Source organism: Pseudovibrio sp. POLY-S9 (genome assembly GCF_001431305.1).
Classification (GTDB): Bacteria; Pseudomonadota; Alphaproteobacteria; order Rhizobiales; family Stappiaceae; genus Pseudovibrio.
On the sequence record NZ_LCWX01000243.1, the window covers coordinates 60,876 to 80,228 of the forward strand.

16 protein-coding genes are annotated in these 19,353 nt (G+C 51.0%); 12 read left to right on the forward strand and 4 right to left on the reverse strand.

The annotated features are described in order from the left end of the window. Positions 1-116, reverse strand: a 116-nt coding sequence (locus PPL9_RS34525; protein WP_244273495.1) for a LysR family transcriptional regulator, incomplete at its 3' end; no start/stop codon positions are given. A 525-nt stretch (positions 117-641) separates the two neighbouring features. Here PPL9_RS34525 and PPL9_RS27395 point away from each other — a divergent pair. The 7 genes from PPL9_RS27395 (at position 642) to PPL9_RS27425 (ending at position 12,411) form a co-directional block, all read left to right on the forward strand. Continuing rightward, positions 642-1,727 carry a DUF2336 domain-containing protein gene (locus PPL9_RS27395; RefSeq protein WP_057465693.1) on the forward strand — a complete coding sequence of 362 codons (1,086 nt, stop codon included), beginning with the start codon at positions 642-644 and terminating at the stop codon, positions 1,725-1,727. Between the two features lie 155 nt (positions 1,728-1,882). Continuing rightward, complete coding sequence (locus PPL9_RS27400; protein ID WP_057465694.1) at positions 1,883-4,225, forward strand: mechanosensitive ion channel domain-containing protein; 2,343 nt, start codon at positions 1,883-1,885, stop codon at positions 4,223-4,225. A 217-nt stretch (positions 4,226-4,442) separates the two neighbouring features. Further along, the gene (locus tag PPL9_RS27405; protein ID WP_208860167.1) at positions 4,443-5,459 is read left to right on the forward strand and encodes a metalloregulator ArsR/SmtB family transcription factor; all 1,017 of its coding nucleotides are present in this window, start codon (positions 4,443-4,445) and stop codon (positions 5,457-5,459) included. Positions 5,460-5,461: 2 nt separating this feature from the next. Continuing rightward, positions 5,462-6,382 carry a methylenetetrahydrofolate reductase [NAD(P)H] gene (gene metF, locus PPL9_RS27410; protein ID WP_057465695.1) on the forward strand — a complete coding sequence of 307 codons (921 nt, stop codon included), beginning with the start codon at positions 5,462-5,464 and terminating at the stop codon, positions 6,380-6,382. Between the two features lie 89 nt (positions 6,383-6,471). Then, the gene (gene metH, locus PPL9_RS27415) at positions 6,472-10,218 is read left to right on the forward strand and encodes a methionine synthase (RefSeq protein WP_057465696.1); all 3,747 of its coding nucleotides are present in this window, start codon (positions 6,472-6,474) and stop codon (positions 10,216-10,218) included. 181 nt (positions 10,219-10,399) lie between these two features. Further along, a complete protein-coding gene (locus PPL9_RS27420) occupies positions 10,400-10,996 on the forward strand; it encodes an NAD(P)H-dependent oxidoreductase (RefSeq protein WP_057465697.1) in 597 nt (198 codons plus the stop codon). Between the two features lie 644 nt (positions 10,997-11,640). Beyond that, complete coding sequence (locus PPL9_RS27425) at positions 11,641-12,411, forward strand: extensin family protein (protein ID WP_208989671.1); 771 nt, start codon at positions 11,641-11,643, stop codon at positions 12,409-12,411. A gap of 107 nt (positions 12,412-12,518) precedes the next feature. Here the strand turns inward: PPL9_RS27425 and PPL9_RS27430 are convergent, their stop codons facing one another. Beyond that, positions 12,519-13,007, reverse strand: coding sequence for a BA14K family protein (locus PPL9_RS27430; RefSeq protein WP_057465821.1), 489 nt, complete (start codon positions 13,005-13,007; stop codon positions 12,519-12,521). A 326-nt stretch (positions 13,008-13,333) separates the two neighbouring features. Between PPL9_RS27430 and PPL9_RS27435 the strand changes: the two genes are divergently transcribed. After that, positions 13,334-14,080 (forward strand): pyridoxamine 5'-phosphate oxidase family protein, encoded by a 747-nt coding sequence (locus tag PPL9_RS27435; protein WP_057465822.1) that lies wholly within the window; start codon positions 13,334-13,336, stop codon positions 14,078-14,080. An 83-nt stretch (positions 14,081-14,163) separates the two neighbouring features. Further along, positions 14,164-14,820, forward strand: a complete 657-nt coding sequence (locus tag PPL9_RS27440) for a class I SAM-dependent methyltransferase (RefSeq protein ID WP_057465823.1) — start codon at positions 14,164-14,166, stop codon at positions 14,818-14,820. On the opposite strand, the gene PPL9_RS27445 is transcribed toward PPL9_RS27440, so the two are convergent. Both PPL9_RS27445 and PPL9_RS27450 read right to left on the reverse strand, forming a co-directional pair. Then, on the reverse strand, positions 14,804-15,487 hold the full coding sequence (locus tag PPL9_RS27445) for a glutathione S-transferase (protein WP_057465699.1): 684 nt from the start codon (positions 15,485-15,487) through the stop codon (positions 14,804-14,806). The two genes, PPL9_RS27440 and PPL9_RS27445, sit on opposite strands and share 17 nt — an antisense overlap. After that, the gene (locus tag PPL9_RS27450) at positions 15,480-16,118 is read right to left on the reverse strand and encodes a thioesterase family protein (protein ID WP_208989672.1); all 639 of its coding nucleotides are present in this window, start codon (positions 16,116-16,118) and stop codon (positions 15,480-15,482) included. The genes PPL9_RS27445 and PPL9_RS27450 overlap by 8 nt, the downstream gene beginning before the upstream one ends. Positions 16,119-16,214: 96 nt before the next feature. Here PPL9_RS27450 and PPL9_RS27455 point away from each other — a divergent pair, with 96 nt between their 5' ends. From PPL9_RS27455 to PPL9_RS27465, 3 genes are all read left to right on the forward strand, one after another. Next, positions 16,215-16,997: a sulfite exporter TauE/SafE family protein gene (locus PPL9_RS27455; RefSeq protein ID WP_057465701.1), complete on the forward strand. Its 783-nt coding sequence runs from the start codon at positions 16,215-16,217 to the stop codon at positions 16,995-16,997. A gap of 97 nt (positions 16,998-17,094) precedes the next feature. Then, on the forward strand, positions 17,095-17,895 hold the full coding sequence (locus PPL9_RS27460) for a sulfite exporter TauE/SafE family protein (RefSeq protein WP_057465702.1): 801 nt from the start codon (positions 17,095-17,097) through the stop codon (positions 17,893-17,895). Positions 17,896-17,989: 94 nt separating this feature from the next. Then, entirely contained in the window at positions 17,990-18,967 is a 978-nt protein-coding gene (locus PPL9_RS27465; RefSeq protein WP_057465703.1) for a calcium/sodium antiporter, read from the forward strand. The last annotated feature ends 386 nt before the right edge of the window (positions 18,968-19,353 follow it).

Consider the following 19,353-nt stretch of genomic DNA (forward strand, 5'->3'; position numbering starts at 1 on the left):
TCCCGGATCTGCATGGAGAGTGCAGGCTGGGAAACACAGACTTCTTCTGCGGCATTGCCAAAGTGGTGATGCTGTTGCACGGCGAGGAAATAGCGGAGTTGTTTGAACGTAAGCATAAGGATCAGGATATCTTATCAATATAAGAAATTGAATTCACATGTTCTGATCTAATTATTACTGGATTACTGACTTGAAATCATGAAGGGGTGTTGCACTCCATGGTTGCTAGCATGGTGCGACTCAAAACGGCTGGTTTTACGAAATTGACCTTTTGGTAAGGAATTGGGTGAGTGACAGGCCTTAAAACGTTGATGCTGTTACTCATAATTTGGGGACGCTTTGATAAAAAGAACGCATGTCGCAAACAAGTCATTAACGAGTGCGGGTCTGCTCGCAACATAGATGAAGCTTGTTAAGTCTCCGTGATATTTTTGTAACTCGTTGTTGTCACTTACCTTTTTAATTAAATTTCTGAAATCTGTTCTAACGGGAGAAAACTTATTGGTTTTTCCGCTTTTTGAAGCATGCAAATCGCATGTTATTTTTTCTAGATTAACTAAAAATAGAATAGATTGAGTTAGGTTTTGTTTAATCCTGTTCCATAAGTTTTTATCAGTTTGCGTATCCCATCGGTGTTTTAAATGTCATCTGACTTGGCTTCTCATATCGTTGATTTCAAATCTCTCGCGCTTGAGAACAATATTGAGCGACGTTCGGAGCTTGCGCGTCATGTTGCGCTTTTGTTTGCGCGGACATGGGAACGGTGTTCTGACGATCAGATCGATATTTACGATGGTGTGATGCTGCGGCTCTCGGAAATGGTTGAGCGGCATGCGCTGAGTTATATGGCGGAACAGCTTTCTGAAGTGCGACGTGCGCCTGAGCAAACTGTTCGCAAACTTGCTTTCGATGAAATTGAAATTGCAGAGCCGCTTTTACGGAACTCTAACGTGCTGCGTGAAAGTGACCTGGTGAGCATTGCGCGCAGCAAGAGTGATGATCATCGTCTGGCGATTGCGAAGCGGGATGTCATTTCCGAGAATATCAGTGATGTGCTGGTGAATCTTGGAAATACTGAGGTGAAACAGACTGTTGCTGCAAATGATGGTGCAGTGCTTGGTCAGCGCAGTGTGAACTCGCTGATGACTGACGCGAAGGGGGACGAAGTCCTTCAGCTGGCCCTTGGTCAGCGCGCAGATCTGGCAGATGCTCATATTGAAGCGCTTATCAACTTCGCTAGTGAGCAGGTTCGCAAGCTTCTGATCAAAGAAGGCGCGACCGAAGCTGCCGGGAAATTGCCGAAAGCTGCACGGATTGCGGCTGGCAAGCTTTCTAATGAATTCTGGCTGGGCCGGTATGATTTTGAGACTGGTCGTGGCCGTGTCATGGAGCTGGTCCGTGAAGGCAAACTGACTGAGAATGCTCTGCGTGCTTATGCTGAGGAAGACCGGTTTGCTGAAGCGGTTGCTGCGTTTGCGATGCTGGCTGGTATTGGTCATGCAGAAGCGCAGCATTGGACTGTGCGAAATGACACTGAGCCTTTCCTCGTGGTGTGTCGTGCCTCTGGTTTTGGGATGATGACTGTTCAGGCTCTCCTGAAGATTGGGCCATGGCGTTACCGCCTTTCAAACTCTCAGCGTCAGACTGCGTTAAAGAGTTATCAGGCGCTTGACCAACAAGAAGCCTATAAGCAATTTATTACCTGGAAAGAGCAATGGATGGCCTGATCCATTCAAAAATTTAAGTGGTTTTGTGAGGGTCGCGTGTGCGGCCCTTTTCTTTGGTCAATTTAGTCCAAAAGTCGAATGTTTCTGCCAAAGCAACTTTAGGTGCTGTTCGTGTTTACTCCTGCTGATTGGGTTGTGTAGCCAAAGCAGGATTGATGCAAATAAGAAAAAGCAAAAAAGTTTCTTCTGACAGTTCTAAGGCGGATCGCTTTCTTAATTTCCTTATCTCCTTTCTGACACTCGCTGTTTTGGTTGGTATGGGGCTTTTGCTGCACATCAGTTTTGTTGTTGCGCAAACGCCAGAAACCCAGAACTCAGTTGTTGCAGACCCTATGGTTGATGCTCAGGAAATGGTGGTGCAAAGCGAGTCTATTCCTATGGAAGGGGCACCGCTTGTTTTTGGGCTATCTAATGGACTGGAGCTGTTCTCGCTGGAGAACATTGATCGCTCTAGCCAGTCTCTGAATGCTGTTTTGAAGGATCTTGGGAACTTTCCCAGGCACGTCCACAATGCACTGGAGCGGGCGCGGCCCGATACGAGTGTTTCGTGGGTGTGGCAGATATTTGCGCTGACGCTGTTTGCTGTCACGCTTGGTTTTGTGGTTGAGCTGTTTGCAGACAAGTTGTTTGCCAAAAGGCTTTTACGATTTTATCGCGGGATGCCGGAGAGCAGGGCTGAGAAGATTGGATTTCTGTTCTCAAGATCACTGGTGCAGGTTGCTGCGATCTTTCTGCATGTGATTGTGACGTTCGGACTCATTCTTGTTATTTCCGGTAATACAGAGAGTGTTCGACATGCTGCGCTGATCTTTGCGAGTTTTTACTTCTTCTTTCGGCTTTTGATGGTTTTCACGCGGAACTTTCTGGCCGTTGGGAATGAACATCACCGTGTTGTGCCATTGGATGATGACGTTGCCCGGTCATTTCTGAATGCCATTATTCTGTGCGGCGGGGTTGCCTTCTTCCTGCTGGCATTTGGCAGGTGGATGAGCCATTTGTCTCTCAATGCCAATGCTCAACGTATTCTTGATCTTCAAAGTGGGTTGTTTCTGGCCGTCTCTGCTGCGTTGATTTGCTTTATTTTTCGCAGGCCTATTGGAGGCTGGTTTTCCGGGGAGTATGCGAGCACTGAGAGGCGGCGGGTTTGGCGGAGGTTGTTCAGCCAAAACTGGCATTTGGGTGCTTTGGCGTATTTTCTGGTGGCGTGGCTGGTGTTTGCCCACCGCCTGCTCTTAGGACTGAGCTATGACAGTCTCCTGTTACTGGCGCCGATTATGGCTATTTTTGCCAGCGTCTTGCTCTACGGTATCTTACTTCTTGTCATTGATAAGTGGCTTTTGCCGCCGATTAACATCGACAAACTGCAGGATGCCTTTGTTGAGGAGATTGTGCAGGTCGAAGAGCAGGCCGGCCATTCCTATAATCCTGAGGAGGTCAATGCTGAAGCCCGAGCGTTGGCGGCAGAAAAAGAGGCTGCCCGACGGCCCTACCGGCAATTGCTTGATCATGGTGCCCGCCTTGTGACGCTGATGTTTGGTCTTGCGGTGATCGTTGAAGCGTGGGGGATCAATCTTTTCAAGCAGGATGGTTTGTTTGGCAATCTGGTGGAAGTCGCGTTGATCGTGTTCTTTGGCTACATGGCTTACCAGGCCGTTCACATTACTATCCAGCGTCAGATTGAAATCTCTGAAAGCGATAAAAGTGGGCAAGCCAAGATGGGGCGGTTGGCGACGCTGTTGCCGATCCTGCGGAATTTTCTGCTGGTCTCTATTGTTGTGCTCTCCGGCATGGTTGCTCTTTCGGAGATCGGGGTGAACATTGGTCCTCTGTTTGCTGGTGCAGGTGTTGTTGGGCTTGCTGTCGGGTTTGGCGCGCAAACGCTCATCAAAGATATCTTCTCAGGTGCGTTTTTCTTGCTCGATGATGCCTTTCGAACGGGTGAGTACATTTATGTCACCAATAATGTTGAAGGGACGGTTGAACGGATCTCCATTAGATCCATGCAGCTGCGGCAGTCGGACGGTCTCCTGAATACGGTTCCGTTTGGCAATTTGTCGTTTGTGAAAAACTCGTCGCGTGACTGGACCATGATGAAGTTGGCGTTTCGGGTCACATATGACACGGATGTCGACCGGATGCGGGAGTTGATCTCATTGCTGGGAGACAAGTTGCTCGAGGATCCTGAGCTTGGCCCGAAGTTTCTGGAGCCACTTCAATCTCAAGGCATCACGGCTCTGGAAGATTCCGCGATGATTGTGCGGGTCAAATTTACGACGCGACCTGGGGATCAGTATGTTTTGCGGAAAGCAGTGTTTGCAGGCATTCGGGAGATTTTCAACCGCGAGGGCATCACTTTTGCCCATCGTGAGGTGAAGGTGAGGATCGATGAAGGGGCTGCTGGTGGGCAAACTTTCTCTGACTCACAGAAAAAGGCAGTGGGTGGTGCTGTTTTGCCTGTGGTTGAAGAGGATGACCAGAACGGCTCTCCAAAAGCCTAGCTGTTGTAATTCCTGGCTTTTTTGCTCTGTTTGCCCCTCCGTAATGTCAGAGTTGATTTTTGATCAGCCAATTTTCAAGGAAAACTCAGAAAAACTATTCCTCTTTTGGTGCGAGAAGGGAATGTTCCTCCTTGTCATCGAGTTATTATACGTATAAAGATATCTTTATATCAGATTATTCGATCAGTTGGTGGCGGTAGTAGGCTTGATAACGACAGTGAACAATGAACCGGAAGGCAAACTCCCTGTAGAGGACCTGGTGGGCTGCTTGCGTGCCTGTGGAGAGACGACGCGTATTCGTCTGCTTGCTTTGCTTGTGCTTGGTGAGCTGACCGTGAAGGATCTTACAGTCATTCTTGGGCAGAGCCAGCCTCGGATTTCGCGGCATCTCAAGCTTCTTTGTGAGGCAGGGGTGATCAAGCGGTATCCGGAAGGAGCCTGGGTTTATTATCGTCTTGGTGAAGGTGGTCCGGCTGAGCTGGCGCGGCGCATTGTTGCGCAGAGCGAGCAGGATGATCCGGTACTTGCTGCCGACCATGAGCGATTGGTTTCGTTGCGCCGTGCAAAGGCAGAGGAAGCGGCGGCTTTCTTTGCAGCACGTGCCAACAACTGGGACAAGGAGCGTAGTCTTCATGTGCCGGAAGTTGCCGTTGAAGCTGCGATGCGTGCACTCGTGGGGTCCAAGTCCTTTGATACCCTCCTGGACCTGGGGACTGGAACTGGCCGTTTGCTGGAGTTGTTCAGTGAACAGTACGAGCGTGGCATTGGCATTGATGCCAGCCAGAACATGCTTTCTGTTGCACGGGCCAATCTGGACCGTGCTGGTTTGCAGAAAGCGCAGGTGCGTCAGGGCGACATTTACGCGTTGCCGGTTGCACCAGACACAGCTGATCTGACTGTGGTTCATCAGGTTCTTCATTATCTGGAAGAGCCTGGGCGAGCGATTTTGGAAGCTGCCCGTGCTTTGCGGCCGGGTGGGCGTCTGTTGCTTGTAGATTTTGCTCCTCACGAATTGGAGTTTTTGCGGGAGAAGCACGCGCATCGTCGTCTTGGCTTTTCTCAGGGACAAGTGGGCAATTGGCTTTCCGAGGCTGATCTGGAGCTTGTTTCAACGAATGATCTTACCCCGGGCGCGGGGGAGAAAGACAAATTAACCGTTACCCTTTGGCTCGCTCAGGATCGTCGGGTTGTGACCGACCTGCCTGTAGCGGATCAGACCAAGGAGCTTGCTTAGTTATGAGCGAACATAGTATCGATCGCCGTTTTAGGCTCAATGGAGCCTCTGACATCTCCGTTTCTTTCGAGTTTTTCCCTCCTAAGAGCGAGAAGATGGAGCAACAGCTTTGGTCATCAATCAAACGGCTTGAGCCATTGGCCCCGAACTTTGTCTCTGTCACTTATGGCGCTGGCGGATCGACCCGTGAGCGTACTCACTCTACGGTTTCCCGTATTGTGAATGAGACTGCCTTGAAGCCTGCTGCACACCTGACCTGTGTGGATGCCACCAAGGAAGAAGTGAATGAAGTCATTCGCGCTTACTGGGATGCTGGTGTTCGCCACATTGTGGCGCTGCGTGGTGACCCGGCTGCGGGACTTGGTGAGCAGTATCATCCGCATGAAGGTGGATATCAGTCCACCGCTGATCTGGTAGCTTCCATTCGTTCCATCGGTGATTTTGAGGTTTCTGTTTCAGCCTATCCTGAGAAACACCCGGAATCTCCAAGCTGGGAAACAGAACTGGATGTCTTGAAGGCGAAAGTGGATGCGGGTGCGACCCGTGCGATCACGCAGTTCTTCTTCGATAATGATCATTACTTCCGCTATGTGGACCGTGTTCAGGCCGCTGGCATCACGATCCCGATTATTCCTGGTATCGTGCCAGTGACCAGCTTCAAGGGCATTTCTGGCTTTGCGAAGAAGACTGGAGCATCTGTTCCAGGTTGGCTGGCGCACCGGTTTGATGGTCTTGATGACGACCCTCGCACCCGTGAACTTGTTGCGGCGGCTGTTGCTGCCGAGCAGGTGATGAGCCTGGCGGATGATGGTGTTGAGGACTTCCACTTCTACACAATGAACAAAGCAGACCTCGTTTACGCGATCTGCCACATGCTTGGTCTTCGCGCAAAACAGGATGTGAAAGCATCTGTCGCTGCCTGAACCCAATCCACGCACATATAAAGATATTTGTCGGATTACGGCCCCATTCGTGACCCGCAAAAGTAAAGTACTAGAAAAGATCGGATCCCATGAGTTTGCAGGTGAAAAAGACCGGTTCGGACATTTTTGCAGCCCTAGAAGCAGCCGCCAAGGAGCGTATCCTCGTTCTGGATGGCGCCATGGGAACTATGATCCAGAATCTGCAGTTCAATGAAGCGCAGTTCCGAGGTGAGCGTTTCAAGAGCTGGAACCAGGATTTGAAAGGGAACAACGATCTTCTGATCCTGACCCAACCAGATGCCATTCGTGATATCCACTTGCAGTATCTGAAAGCGGGTGCAGATATCATCGAGACCAACACGTTCTCCTCCACTTCTATCGCGCAGGCTGACTACGCGATGGAGAGCATTGTTTATGAGCTGAACAAGGAAGGTGCCCGCCTTTGCTGTGAGGCTGTTGAGCAGATGAAGGAGATTGACCCTTCCCGCCGTCGGTTTGTGGCCGGTGGACTTGGGCCAACAAACCGGACGGCCTCGATCTCTCCAGACGTGAACAATCCGGGCTTCCGTGCAGTTTCCTTTGACGATCTGAAGGATTCTTATGCTGAAGCGACACGTGGTCTGGTTGATGGTGGCTGTGATCTCATTCTTGTTGAGACCATCTTTGATACCCTGAACGCAAAAGCGGCTTTGTTCGCGATTGATCAGGTGTTTGAGGAAAAGGGTATCAAGCTGCCGGTCATGATCTCCGGCACGATTACAGATTTGTCTGGCCGTACATTGTCGGGTCAAACGCCGGAAGCATTCTGGAACTCTGTCAGTCATGCGGAGCCGTTTACGGTTGGCCTGAACTGTGCGCTGGGTGCAAAGGAAATGCGTGCGCACGTGGATGAGATTTCCCGTGTTGCGGATACTCTTGTTTGTGCTTATCCGAATGCGGGTTTGCCGAATGAGTTTGGTGAATACGATGAGAGCCCAGAGTACATGGCTGGCCTCATGAAAGAGTTTGCCGAGTCTGGGCTGGTCAACGTGGTTGGCGGGTGTTGTGGTACGACGCCGGATCACATTAAGGCCCTTGCGGATGCGATGGAAGGCTTGAAGCCGCGTGCTTTGCCAGAAGTGCCGCGCCTGATGCGTCTGTCCGGTTTGGAGCCGTTCACTTTCACCAAGGAAGTGAACTTCGTTAACGTGGGTGAGCGTACCAACGTGACGGGCTCTGCGCGGTTCCGCAAACTGATCAAGAACGATGACTACAATGCAGCGCTGGATGTTGCCCGTTCTCAGGTTGAGAATGGTGCGCAGATCATCGACATCAACATGGATGAGGGGCTTCTTGATAGTGAAGAAGCCATGGTTACCTTCCTCAATCTGATTGCAGCTGAACCGGATATTGCCAAGGTTCCAGTGATGATCGACAGCTCCAAGTGGACTGTCATTGAAGCTGGCCTGAAGTGTGTGCAGGGTAAGGCTGTGGTGAACTCGATTTCCCTGAAAGAAGGGGAAGAGAATTTCATCGCGCAGGCTAAGTTGATCCGCCGTTATGGTGCTGCTGTTGTTGTGATGGCGTTTGATGAAACGGGTCAGGCTGACACGTTTGAACGCAAGATCAACATCTGCAAACGCTCCTATGACGTGCTGGTAGATAAGGTTGGTTTCCCGCCTCAGGATATCATTTTTGACCCGAATATCTTTGCGGTTGCGACTGGTATTGAAGAGCACGACAACTATGGTCTGGACTTCATTGAAGCGACCAAATGGATCTCTGAGAACCTGCCACACGCTCATATTTCCGGTGGTGTTTCCAACTTGTCGTTCTCCTTCCGCGGGAATGAGCCGGTTCGTGAAGCGATGCATTCTGTGTTTCTGTACCACGCCATTCAGGTTGGCATGGACATGGGCATTGTGAATGCTGGTCAGCTGGCTGTTTATGATGACCTTCCTGCTGAGTTGCGTGAGCTGTGTGAAGATGTGGTCATGAACCGCCGTTCAGATTCCACGGATCGTCTGCTTGAAGCTGCTGAGAAATTTAAAGGTCCGGGTGGAAAGAAGCGTGAGGTTGACCTGCGCTGGCGTGAGGCAACTGTTGCAAAGCGTCTTGAGCACTCATTGGTTCACGGTATCACTGACTTTATCGTGGAAGACACGGAAGAAGCTCGCCAGAACTTTGATCGTCCGCTGCATGTGATTGAAGGTCCATTGATGGACGGTATGAACGTGGTTGGTGATCTGTTTGGCGCTGGTAAAATGTTCCTGCCGCAGGTGGTGAAATCCGCCCGCGTGATGAAGGCAGCTGTCTCCTATCTGATGCCATTCCTGGAAGAGGAAAAGCGTCGCAGTGGCTTGGATGAGAGCTCATCCAACGGCAAGATCCTGATGGCGACTGTTAAAGGGGATGTGCACGACATTGGCAAGAACATCGTTGGCGTTGTTCTGCAGTGTAACAACTTTGAGGTTATCGACCTTGGGGTGATGGTGCCAACAGCCAAGATCATTGATGAAGCGCGCAAGCACGATGTTGATATTATTGGTTTGTCCGGCCTGATCACACCGTCGCTTGATGAGATGTGCCATGTGGCCTCTGAGATGGAGCGTGAGGGGCTGGATATTCCGCTGCTGATTGGCGGCGCGACGACTTCTCGTGTTCATACAGCGGTGAAGATCCATCCGAACTACTCCAAGGGTCAGGCGATCTACGTCACTGATGCTGGGCGTGCGGTGGGTGTTGCATCCCGTCTGGTGAGTGAAGGTGGTCGTGAGGCACTCTATGATGCAACTCGCGCGGAATATGTGGATGTTGCTGAAAAGCATGCGCGGTCGCGGAACAAGAAGGTTCGGGCATCTATCGAGAAGGCTCGTGAAAATCGCTTCAAGCCAAACTTTGATGGATATGCTCCAACCAAGCCTAAGTTTATCGGCACCAAGACATTTACCAATGTCTCCTTGAAGGAGTTGGTGAGGTACATTGACTGGACACCTTTCTTCTCCACCTGGGAGATTAAGGGAGCCTATCCTGCAGTGCTGACAGATGACCGCTATGGTCCGGCAGCTCAGGCGCTTTATAATGATGCGCAGGAGATGCTGAAGGAGATCGTGGACGGCAATCTGTTGCAAGCGAATGCTGTGGTTGGTTTCTGGCCTTGTGCGCAGGACGGTGATGATCTTGTGCTTTACACCGACGAGAGCCGTACAACTGAGCTGAACCGTCTTTATACCCTTCGTCAGCAGATGGACCGGAGTTCCTCTGATCGCGGGAATGTGGCTCTTGCGGACTTTGTTGCGCCGATCGACAGTGGCATCCCCGACTATGTTGGCGGGTTTGCTGTGACTGCGGGTATTGGTGAGGACGAAATTGCCAAGCGCTACGGCGAAGCTGGTGATGACTACAACAAGATCCTCAGTCAGGCGATTGCTGACCGTTTGGCAGAAGCACTTGCAGAGCGGATGCACGAACTGGTTCGTACTGAGCTTTGGGCCTATGCGCCGAATGAAGGTCTGTCTAATGTTGATCTGATTGCAGAGGACTACGATGGTATTCGTCCTGCACCGGGTTATCCAGCGCAGCCAGATCATACTGAGAAGGGTACTCTTTGGGAGTTGCTTGATGCGGAAGCGCAGACAGGTATCTCATTGACTGAGAGCTACGCGATGTGGCCGGGATCTGCTGTGTCTGGTCTCTACTTCTCTCACCCTGACAGCCACTACTTCGGCATTGGCAAGATTGAGCGGGATCAGGTGGAAGATTATGCAAAGCGTAAGGGTTGGGAACTGGCAAAGGCAGAGCGCTGGCTGGCTCCGATCCTGAACTACAACCCGATGGCTCGCGAAGCTGCTGAGTAATTCTCTGAAGCACTGAAATTTAAAAGGGCTGCGTATGGTTTCGCAGCCCTTTTTCTTTGTCGGATTGTCGCTGAGACGTGCAAAGACTGTTTCCAAATAGTGATCTAATCATTCGCTGTGGTTCCATTATGTATGTTCAGGAGAAGACAATAGCTCCTGTTTGGGGCATAGGAGACGACCGATGAAAAAGACAATTTTGAAGATCCATAGCTCAGCGGCAACTGCAACATCCGTAACCCGCCAGCTTTCTGATGAACTTGCTTCCAAGATCTTCAATGACGGTGACACCGTTATCGAGCGCGATCTGAATTCCCCGATTTCGTTTATCAACGAAGCATGGATTGGTGCTGCTTACACCCCTGACGAGCAGCGCAGCGAAGAACAGAAAGAAGGCCTTGCGCTTTCTGATGCACTCATTGCGGAGCTGAAAGCGGCAGATGTGCTGGTTATTGGTGCGCCGATCTACAACTTCTCTGTGCCTGCTGTTTTGAAGGCATGGGTTGACCAGATTGCACGTGTGGGTGTGACCTTCAATTACACCGAATACGGCCCACAGGGCTTGCTGACGGGCAAGAAGGCATACATTGTTGCGGCAGCTGGCGGTGTGCCTGTTGGCTCTCCAGCAGACTTTGCAGTGCCTTACCTCAAGCAGGTGCTTGGCTTTATTGGTGTGAGCGATGTGGAAATTGTTGCAGCGGAAGGTGTTGCTGTTGACCGTGATGCAGCAATTGCACAAGCACAGAACACAATGGTTGGCCTGACATCTGTGGCAGCGTAACTGATACGTAAAAGCAATTAATCAACTGGAACCCACCTTGGTAACAAGGTGGGTTTCTTTGTGCACCTGGTAAGCCTTGCCTTCGATTTTTGTTTTGTGAAGGACTTTGTCAGTGTGGGGGAGGGGGACTATAGCAAGCCGATAACGACAGCACCAACAAATGCAAATGCAAGTGTGATTGCGACGACGTTAAAGCTTCGTGTGACAGTCATGGATTTATCTCCCGTTACTCACTAGCTGTTTAAAGCTTATGTGACGGAAGCCACGTTAGGAAGCAAAAAAATGCCATTTTTCATGGCACTGCTAGAAAAGCACCTAGGATCACTGAAAATTTCTGTAGCGAATAATATGTGTAAAGCCGGAGGATACTTTCTGGTTGTTTTGTGAAAGACCAAGGGAATTCTTGCGTTTCCTCTGTCAAATCAATATGCAGGTTTTCTGCAGCTTCGCGAATACTCGTCGGGCTATACTCATGCTTTTCCTGGGGTGAATTGGGCGTGGATAGTTTAAAACATTCATGACAATTCAGGCGGGAAAACGGAAATATTCAGCATTGAATCAGGAACAGCGCCGGGCAAACGCCTGTTCAAATCGGGGATTTCGAGGTGGGTTACAGGACAGGTGGGAACGCTGCCGGAAGACTTTTGTCTGCCGTTTTGGTTATCGGTATGTGCATCGGCGCTGCACACGTTAGTGCTGCCCCGATGCCCAAAGCTCGTCCTTATGTTGGCAATGTAACCTTATTGCCTCCGATGCCTCTTCCTCAGAGCAAGGTGAGTGTTCAGCCTTCGCGTGTTCCTGCGGGCAAGCCGCTTTCTCTCGTTCCTGTGCCACTTGAAAACCAGCGCGTTTTTCCTCCTGCAAGCGATGCGAGGATGTGTGTGCTTCGTGGTTGGAGTGTTGAGATAACAAACGCTGTTGACGGGCCGGGCGGATGTGGGATTGATCAGCCTGTTTCTTTGCGGTCTGTGGTTGGTGGTGGCCAAGAGATTGGCCTGACGATGCCAGTGCAGATTGAGTGCGAGCTGGCACAAAAGCTGGATGGCTGGTTGCAGGATGTGGCAGTGCCTGCTGCACGGCGGGAACTTGGTGTATCCATCACGCGCATTCGCACGGCTGCGGGGTATGCTTGTCGTGGCCGGAATAACAAACGCGGCGCGAAGCTCTCAGAGCATGGCAAGGGCAACGCCATCGATATTGCAGCCTTCTATTTGTCTGATGGACGGGAAGTGACTGTAGAAGAGGGCTGGGACGGGTCTTCAGCTGAAGTGCGTTTCCTAAGCAGCTTACATAAAGGAGCCTGTGAGCGGTTCACGACCGTACTTGGCCCAGAGGCCGACAAGTATCACCGAGACCACTTACACTTCGATCAGGGCTGTCACGGCAAAGGCTGCAAATACCGCGTCTGCAAATAAAGGCGCGGGCTCGCAATCTTTTTTTCGAAAGCATGATGTGGGAACGCCCACCTGATTGAGACGGGGCTTTATCTCTTTCAAGCGGGCGTGTTCTGTGATGACAGGGCTTATTGGCAGAAACGGTTTTTGCCAGAGTACGTGCGATAGGTGCCGGTGTTCGGATTAAAGCTTCTGTATTTGTTGGTGCAGTAGGCAAACCAAGCCGGGGACCACGGGGCTGGGGCTACAGCCTGAGCGTGATAAACCGGTGCTGGCTGGTGCACCACTGGTGGACGGTAGGCTGGTGGGCGATACGCTGGTGCTGGTGGACGGTAGGCTGGGCGTGGTGGTGCAACGTACTGGGGTTGCGGTGTCACTGCATTGCCGATGATGAGACCTGCTGCCAGACCGATAACGCCGATTGCAGCTGCTTCACCTGCATTGATGCCGTGCTTCTTATGTTTTCTCTTCTTACGCTTATGGTAATAGTTGTTTTCAACGTAAGTGTTGTTCTCAATGTAAGTATTGTTTCGCGGGCCTGCCTGAGCTGCAGAAACGACTGGCAACATCATTGCCCCTGCAAGTGCTACTGAAATTACTGCTGATGCTTTAGCCATTTTCGTCTCCGTAAACGGTATTTCGTGTTTGTTGAGACTAATTAACCAGAAGTGGCCTGAACCTTCTTTGAGAGCGTCATTCATCTTCTGTTCATGTAGATGAATGGGCCAGAAAATCTATATATATCAGTTTATTAGGTGTTTGAAAAAATGTTTAAGACGCTGGTTTCTTACCGAATTTTAAGTTGAGTACGTTCTTCATCTTACTTAAATCAGTATGTTGTCCTCTCCAGATTATGGAGACCGCTTTTCGGGAATACGCTTAAGTGGAGATAGACAAGACCCAAAAATCTGAGCAGGGTCAGATTGGGAAAAGTGAGGTTGGTATGGAAAAGAAAATAGATCCAATTCGTGAAACCACCGATGAAGCACGCGCTCTTGCCAAGAAGCTGATCAGATCTGTCAGATTTGCTTCTCTTGCTGTTCTGGAGCCAGAGACCGGTTACCCTATTGTCAGCCGTGTTGGCGTCAGCTCGGATGTTGTTGGTGCGCCGTTTATGCTTGCTTCCAGCCTTTCCAACCATTCTCAATGCCTTGAGCAAGATCAGCGGGTGTCTTTGCTGATTGGTGAGCCGGGTAAAGGGGACCCACTGGCTCATCCGCGACTGACTGTTATCGGGCGCTTTGAGCGACTGAGCAAAGGGGACCCGTTGTGCACTGAGCTGCGCAACCGCTATTTGATGCGGCACCCAAAGGCCAAGCTCTATGTCGATTTTGCTGATTTCGACTGGTATCGCCTGCATGTTGAGCGGGTGAACATGAACGGCGGCTTTGGTAAGGCGTTTTTGCTGGATACCGAGGATGTTCTGTCTTCTGATGAGGGACGCGAGCAGCTCGCGGCTACCGCTCATGATCTTGTTATCCGTATGAATGAGCGCCATGCAGACGATATTGGTACGTTTGCCTCGCAAACCTTTAAGGTTGGCGCCTCAAAATGGGGGCTGGTGAGCATTGATAGTGAGGGGGCTGATTTCTTTGATGGAGAGGCTGTTTACCGCCATTTTTGGGATCAAGCAGTGCCGGTCGTGGAGCTTGAAAAATTGCTGATGCAAACTCTTGGTTGTTCTGTGTAAAACCATGACGTAGGGTTTTGCTCATGTTGTTGTTCTAGTATGGCAACTATGCATGCGTGAAGCAAAACAAGATTGGTGCGGAAATGAACAAAGAGAATTTGGATAGCGCGGCAGGGGCAGAGGTCTACTCCGATAAAACTCTGCGTATATATGACCTGCTGGTTCTGCGGTTCTCCAACACGTTTCTGTGGCGCTGTTCCGCTTCAAAAGCGCTGAGCTTCTTCAATCGCAATGTCAGTGCCAATCACCTCGATGTAGGGGTTGGCAGTGGTTACTTTCTGGAGCACGGGCGCTTTCCGGATAAGACGCGTCTGGTGCTGATGGACCTCAACCAAACCTGTCTGGAGTATGCCAAGGCGCGCTCTGTGGTGGCAAATGTCAGCGTGACACAGACTGATGTGCTGGAGCCGATTGAGTGGACCGACGCCAAGTTTGACAGCATTAATCTGGGTTATCTGCTGCACTGCCTGCCGGGAACCATGAAGCAGAAATATATGGTGTTTGAGAACCTCAGACCGCTGCTGAATGACGGTGGGATTTTGTTTGGCTCAACCATTTTGGGTGAAGGGCAGAAGCCAAACTGGGCAGCGCGCAAGCTGATGGGCTTTTACAACAGCAAGGGCATCTTCTCGAACGCTGAAGACAACCTTGATGATTTACGCTCCAATCTGGAGACGTATTTCAGGGATGTGACGATTGAAGTGGTTGGCGAAGTTGCGTTGTTTAAAGGGCGTGTGTAGTCACTTCTTGCGGGAAGAGCACAAGGTCATCCTCGGGTGACCATGGCTTCCATTTCATACCGAACACGGTTTTAAAATCCGGCTGGTCTATCCGTTCGAGCAGCCATTTTTTTACGCTTGCAGGGGCTTCTACTTCAAAGCGTTCTTTATCTGCATTGACGAACTGGCGCACGAATGGGAAGAGTGCCTGATCTGCGAGAGCTGGGCGGTTTCCGAACAGATACGTTGAACCTTCAAGGCGCTCAGAGAGCTTGGAGAGTTCCTGGATGGCGAGGGTGTAGTGTTCGTCCGGATCCGCGCCTTCGTAGCGTGTTGAGTATTTGTACCTGTCCAGATTGCGTTTGAAGTCGCCGTCCATCTCTTCAATCAGCTGCAGCATTTCCTTCAGCGTGCCCGTCTCTGGAGAGAGCCAGTTTTGAGGGTCATTTTGCTGTAAAGCCCAGAGCATGATCTCAAGGCTTTCCTCGATGACGGTTCCATCCGTCAGTTGCAGGACAGGAACCGTTCCTTTTGGAGAGATTTCCAGCATGTGGGCTGGCTTGTTGCGCAGCACGATTTCGCGGAGGGCAACGGTTGTCTGGCTTGCGACCAATCCCAGTCTTGCGCGCATTGCGTAGGGACACCGACGAAATGAATACAGGATCGGGAGGGACGTCTGCTCAGCCATGCTTTCTGTTGTCTGCCTTTGATTGATCGTTTTCAGCAGCTGGTATTTCTAATGAATCTACCGGAGCAATGCCAGCGGATTTGCGTTCATAGGCCTGAATTGCTTTCTCTTCTTTCAAAAAAGCTTCGATATGCGGCTGTAATGGGAGTTTGGTGGCTTGCGTTTCGGTCTCTTCCAGCACCGCTGAGGTTGGGACAAAAGCCTTCTGCGCACGGTCGTACATGCTGACGCGCACCAGACCGGTTGCAGCAACAATACCTTTCTTCGGGCCTTTGGTGAAGATGAAGCGTTGTTCCATCACACAGGCCTCATCCGTCCAGTACACAATCTCGCTTTCCAGCTTGAACGGCTCGCCAAACGGGAGCTCGCGCCGAAAGCGGACGGTGGCGTGGTTGGCCAGCGGCGTCCATTTGTTGCGGAAAATCGCTTTGCCGAGCTTGGTGCGGCTCATGTGATCCACACGGCCAAAATCCATCATGGCCAGATAGCGGCTGTTGGTGAGGTGGATGTTCATGTCAATGTCAGAGGGGAGAACGCGCAATCGGACAACAGACTTGCTGAACATGTCTGCTAGTTTTTCCTGAAAAGGGAACTTAATGAAATAAAGTATAAGTCTAAACCAGAGTTGCATTTCTTCTCCACGTGATAGCTCACGGGCTTTCACAAAAATCTAATGGATTTCCAATAGGGAATTAGGTTTCCTATTAGGTCAGGTGTGTTGTGCCAGATGTTTAAAGATATTTCTAGTTATCTCTTTGTGTGGGAGATTGCGTATAGCTCAACGGAACTTGCTGCTGTTGCGGGCGCTTTTTTCTTTGCAGCTTTCGTTAAAGGCGCGACAGGCCTCGGGTTTTCAACGACTTGTCTGCCGTTTCTGGTTTACGCGGTGGGGTTGAAAAGAGGAATTCCGCTCATCTTACTGCCCAGTATTACCAGCAATATTCTGGTGATGGTCGATGCCGGGTCTTTCAGGGAGATGGTGGTTCGCTTTCGCTGGATGTTGCTTGCCACGGTGCCGGGGATTCTGCTGGGCCTCTGGTTTCTGGATGTGGCGCCTGCTCAGGAAGCCGTTGTGGTGCTGGGTTTTGTGCTTATCAGCTATGCCTTGTTTGCTTATTTCACGCCGCACCTGAAACTCTCCTATGAGATGGAGCGCTTCCTTGGGCCTGTCAGCGGCTTTATTACGGGCGTGGTGAATGGCATTACCGGTTCGCAAATTATGCCTGTGATGCCCTATCTGTTGTCGCTGAATCTCAACAGTGAGCGTTTTGTGCAGGCGATCAATTGCTCCTTTACTTTGTCCTCCTTTGTGATGGCGGGCGGTCTTTACTATCTCGGACTGCTTGATCTGAGTGCGCTGGGTGTTTCTGCACTTGGGCTGGCTTTTGTCTATCTGGGTACCAAGCTGGGCTCGGTGGTGCGCCAGCTGATGTCGCCGTCGGTTTTCAGGGCGTCTATTCTGCTGCTTTTGTTCGGGCTTGGGTTGAGCTTGTTGGTCAAAGGATTTTAGCGGCCATGCTCTAAGCTAACTGGTGGTTGATGGATCCCTTCAGTTTGCAGATGGAGATGTTAGAGATTGTTGCAGGTTCACGCCTAGGCTCTGCTGCATGATGGATATGGAAGCAGACATGGCAATGGCGGCGGAGTATCTCGGCTATACGGCCTTTGAGATTGCCATCATCATGTTCACGTTCTTCTTTGCAGCTTTTGTGAAAGGCCTTGCAGGGCTTGGGTTTACAACAATCTGCCTTGCGGTTCTCGCTTACACGGTGGGTTTGAAGAAGGGCATTCCGCTTATTGTGATACCGGGGCTCATCAGTGATCTCATACTGGTTTATGAGGCCGGGCATTTTCGGGAATCTTTTTCTCGCTTCTGGCGGATTTATCTTTATTCGGTGCCGGGCGTTGTCATTGGTCTTTGGTTTTTGGGGTGGGCGTCCACGCATTGGCTGACAATCCTGCTGGGATTTATCATCATGGCGTTTGTGGGATATGCGCTGCTTTCCAAGAACCTGAAGCTGAAAACGCATTGGGAGAAAGCTGGGAGTTCGCTGTCTGGATTCTCAACCGGATTGCTGACTGGGATGACAGGCTCACAGTTGATGCCGATCACACCGTTTCTGGTGTCTCTCGATCTCCCGCGCAGCCATTTCATTCAAACGATCAATAGCTTCTTCACAGTTGTGACAGTCATGATGATCCTTGGTCTGACATATATGGGCCTGTTGCATCTTGGTGCTTTTGCGATTTCGATCACCGGGCTGGTTTTTGTCTATATCGGCACCAAGAGTGGTAACTATCTTGGCCGGCGCTTCAGCCCGATCCTGTTCCGCTATTGCGTGCTGGTGATGATGCTTTTTTCTGGTCTCGGCCTCATTATCAAAGAGGTTTGGCTGAATGTAATGTGATGACCAACCTTCTTGCAATCGGAGTGAAGGATACCCAATTGCACATCAGTCTAAACCGCAAGCGCGAACTGCGCTTAAGGAAAGTTTTCAGAAAATGGTGATCCTTCAATTGGTTGGGGGGCTTGTGCTGCTGCTTGTTGGCGGTGAAGCATTGGTGCGCGGCAGTGTGGCTGTTGCGACGCGTCTGGGTGTTTCCAAACTGTTTATCGGGCTGACCCTTGTTGGCTTTGGCACATCCATGCCGGAGCTTGTGGCCAGTTTGCAGGGCGCGCTTGCTGGTTACCCCGGTGTTGCCATTGGCAACATTGTAGGCAGCAACATCGCTAATGTGCTGCTCATTTTAGGCATTACGGCAGTGATCTTACCCATTGCGGTGAACCGGGAAGCTTTTCAGCGTGACGGTGCCGTGCTTGTGCTTTCAAGCCTGATTTTGCTGGGGGTCATCCTGACGGGATATCTGTCCCGATGGGCTGGTTTCGTTCTGATTGGCCTGCTGCTGTCCTATACACTCTTCAGCTATTGGTCGGAACGCAAAGCGGGAAAGGCAGCGGCTCAGATTCATGAGGCTGAAGCTGATCAGGCGAGCTATCCGAACCTTTCCATTTGGGCGGGGCTTGCGATTTTTGCTGTCGGTGTGGTTGGCATCGTTATTGGGGCGAGTTTGCTGGTGTCATCCAGCGTTGAAATTGCGCATCATTTTGGGGTCTCTGATGCGGTGATTGGCTTGACGCTGGTTGCGATTGGCACTTCTCTGCCAGAGCTTGTCACCTCGGCCATAGCTGCGGTGCGAGGCCATGCTGAGGTTGCATTTGGCAATATTGTTGGCAGCAACATCTTCAATATTTTCGGCATTGGCGGTGTGACAGCGCTTGTCGTGCCAATCCCGGTTCCCTCTGAGATCGCGCAGGTGGATATCTGGGTGATGGTGGGTACGGTTGTGCTGATGGCCATTGCCTGCATTACCGGTTGGCGAGTGAGCCGCAGGGAAGGCGTGTTCTTCCTGTGCTGTTACGTAGCTTATATGGCTTTTCAGCTTATGCCCGGCCTGCGTGCTGCAGTTGGTATTGCGTGATGCTGCAAAGCGTTTTTGGAAAAACTTATTCCCCTCGTGTATTTCTCCCATACTGTGAACCTATGCCTACGTAACGGGCTGCTGGCGGAGCGACCGTCAGTTTGTCGTAGGTTGGGTTGGGCTGTTGGGAGACGTAACGCACCTTTCAGTGGTCCGGTGAACCGAACTTCAAACGTGACCGCATGGTTTGAGGGGAAGGGCCCAGGACTATAGGGTATCACGCGGTGACGGATGCAGATGTACCGGTTGGAGAAATCCACTTTTGCAGATGTGTTTGTCAAAGACGGGGGAACTGTTTGGGCATGGAAACGTGTCTGGATAAGCCACTTTCTTTCCGGGAAACCGGCTATCGTGCCTTATAGGCAAAAGAGGCGACGTAGTTCATT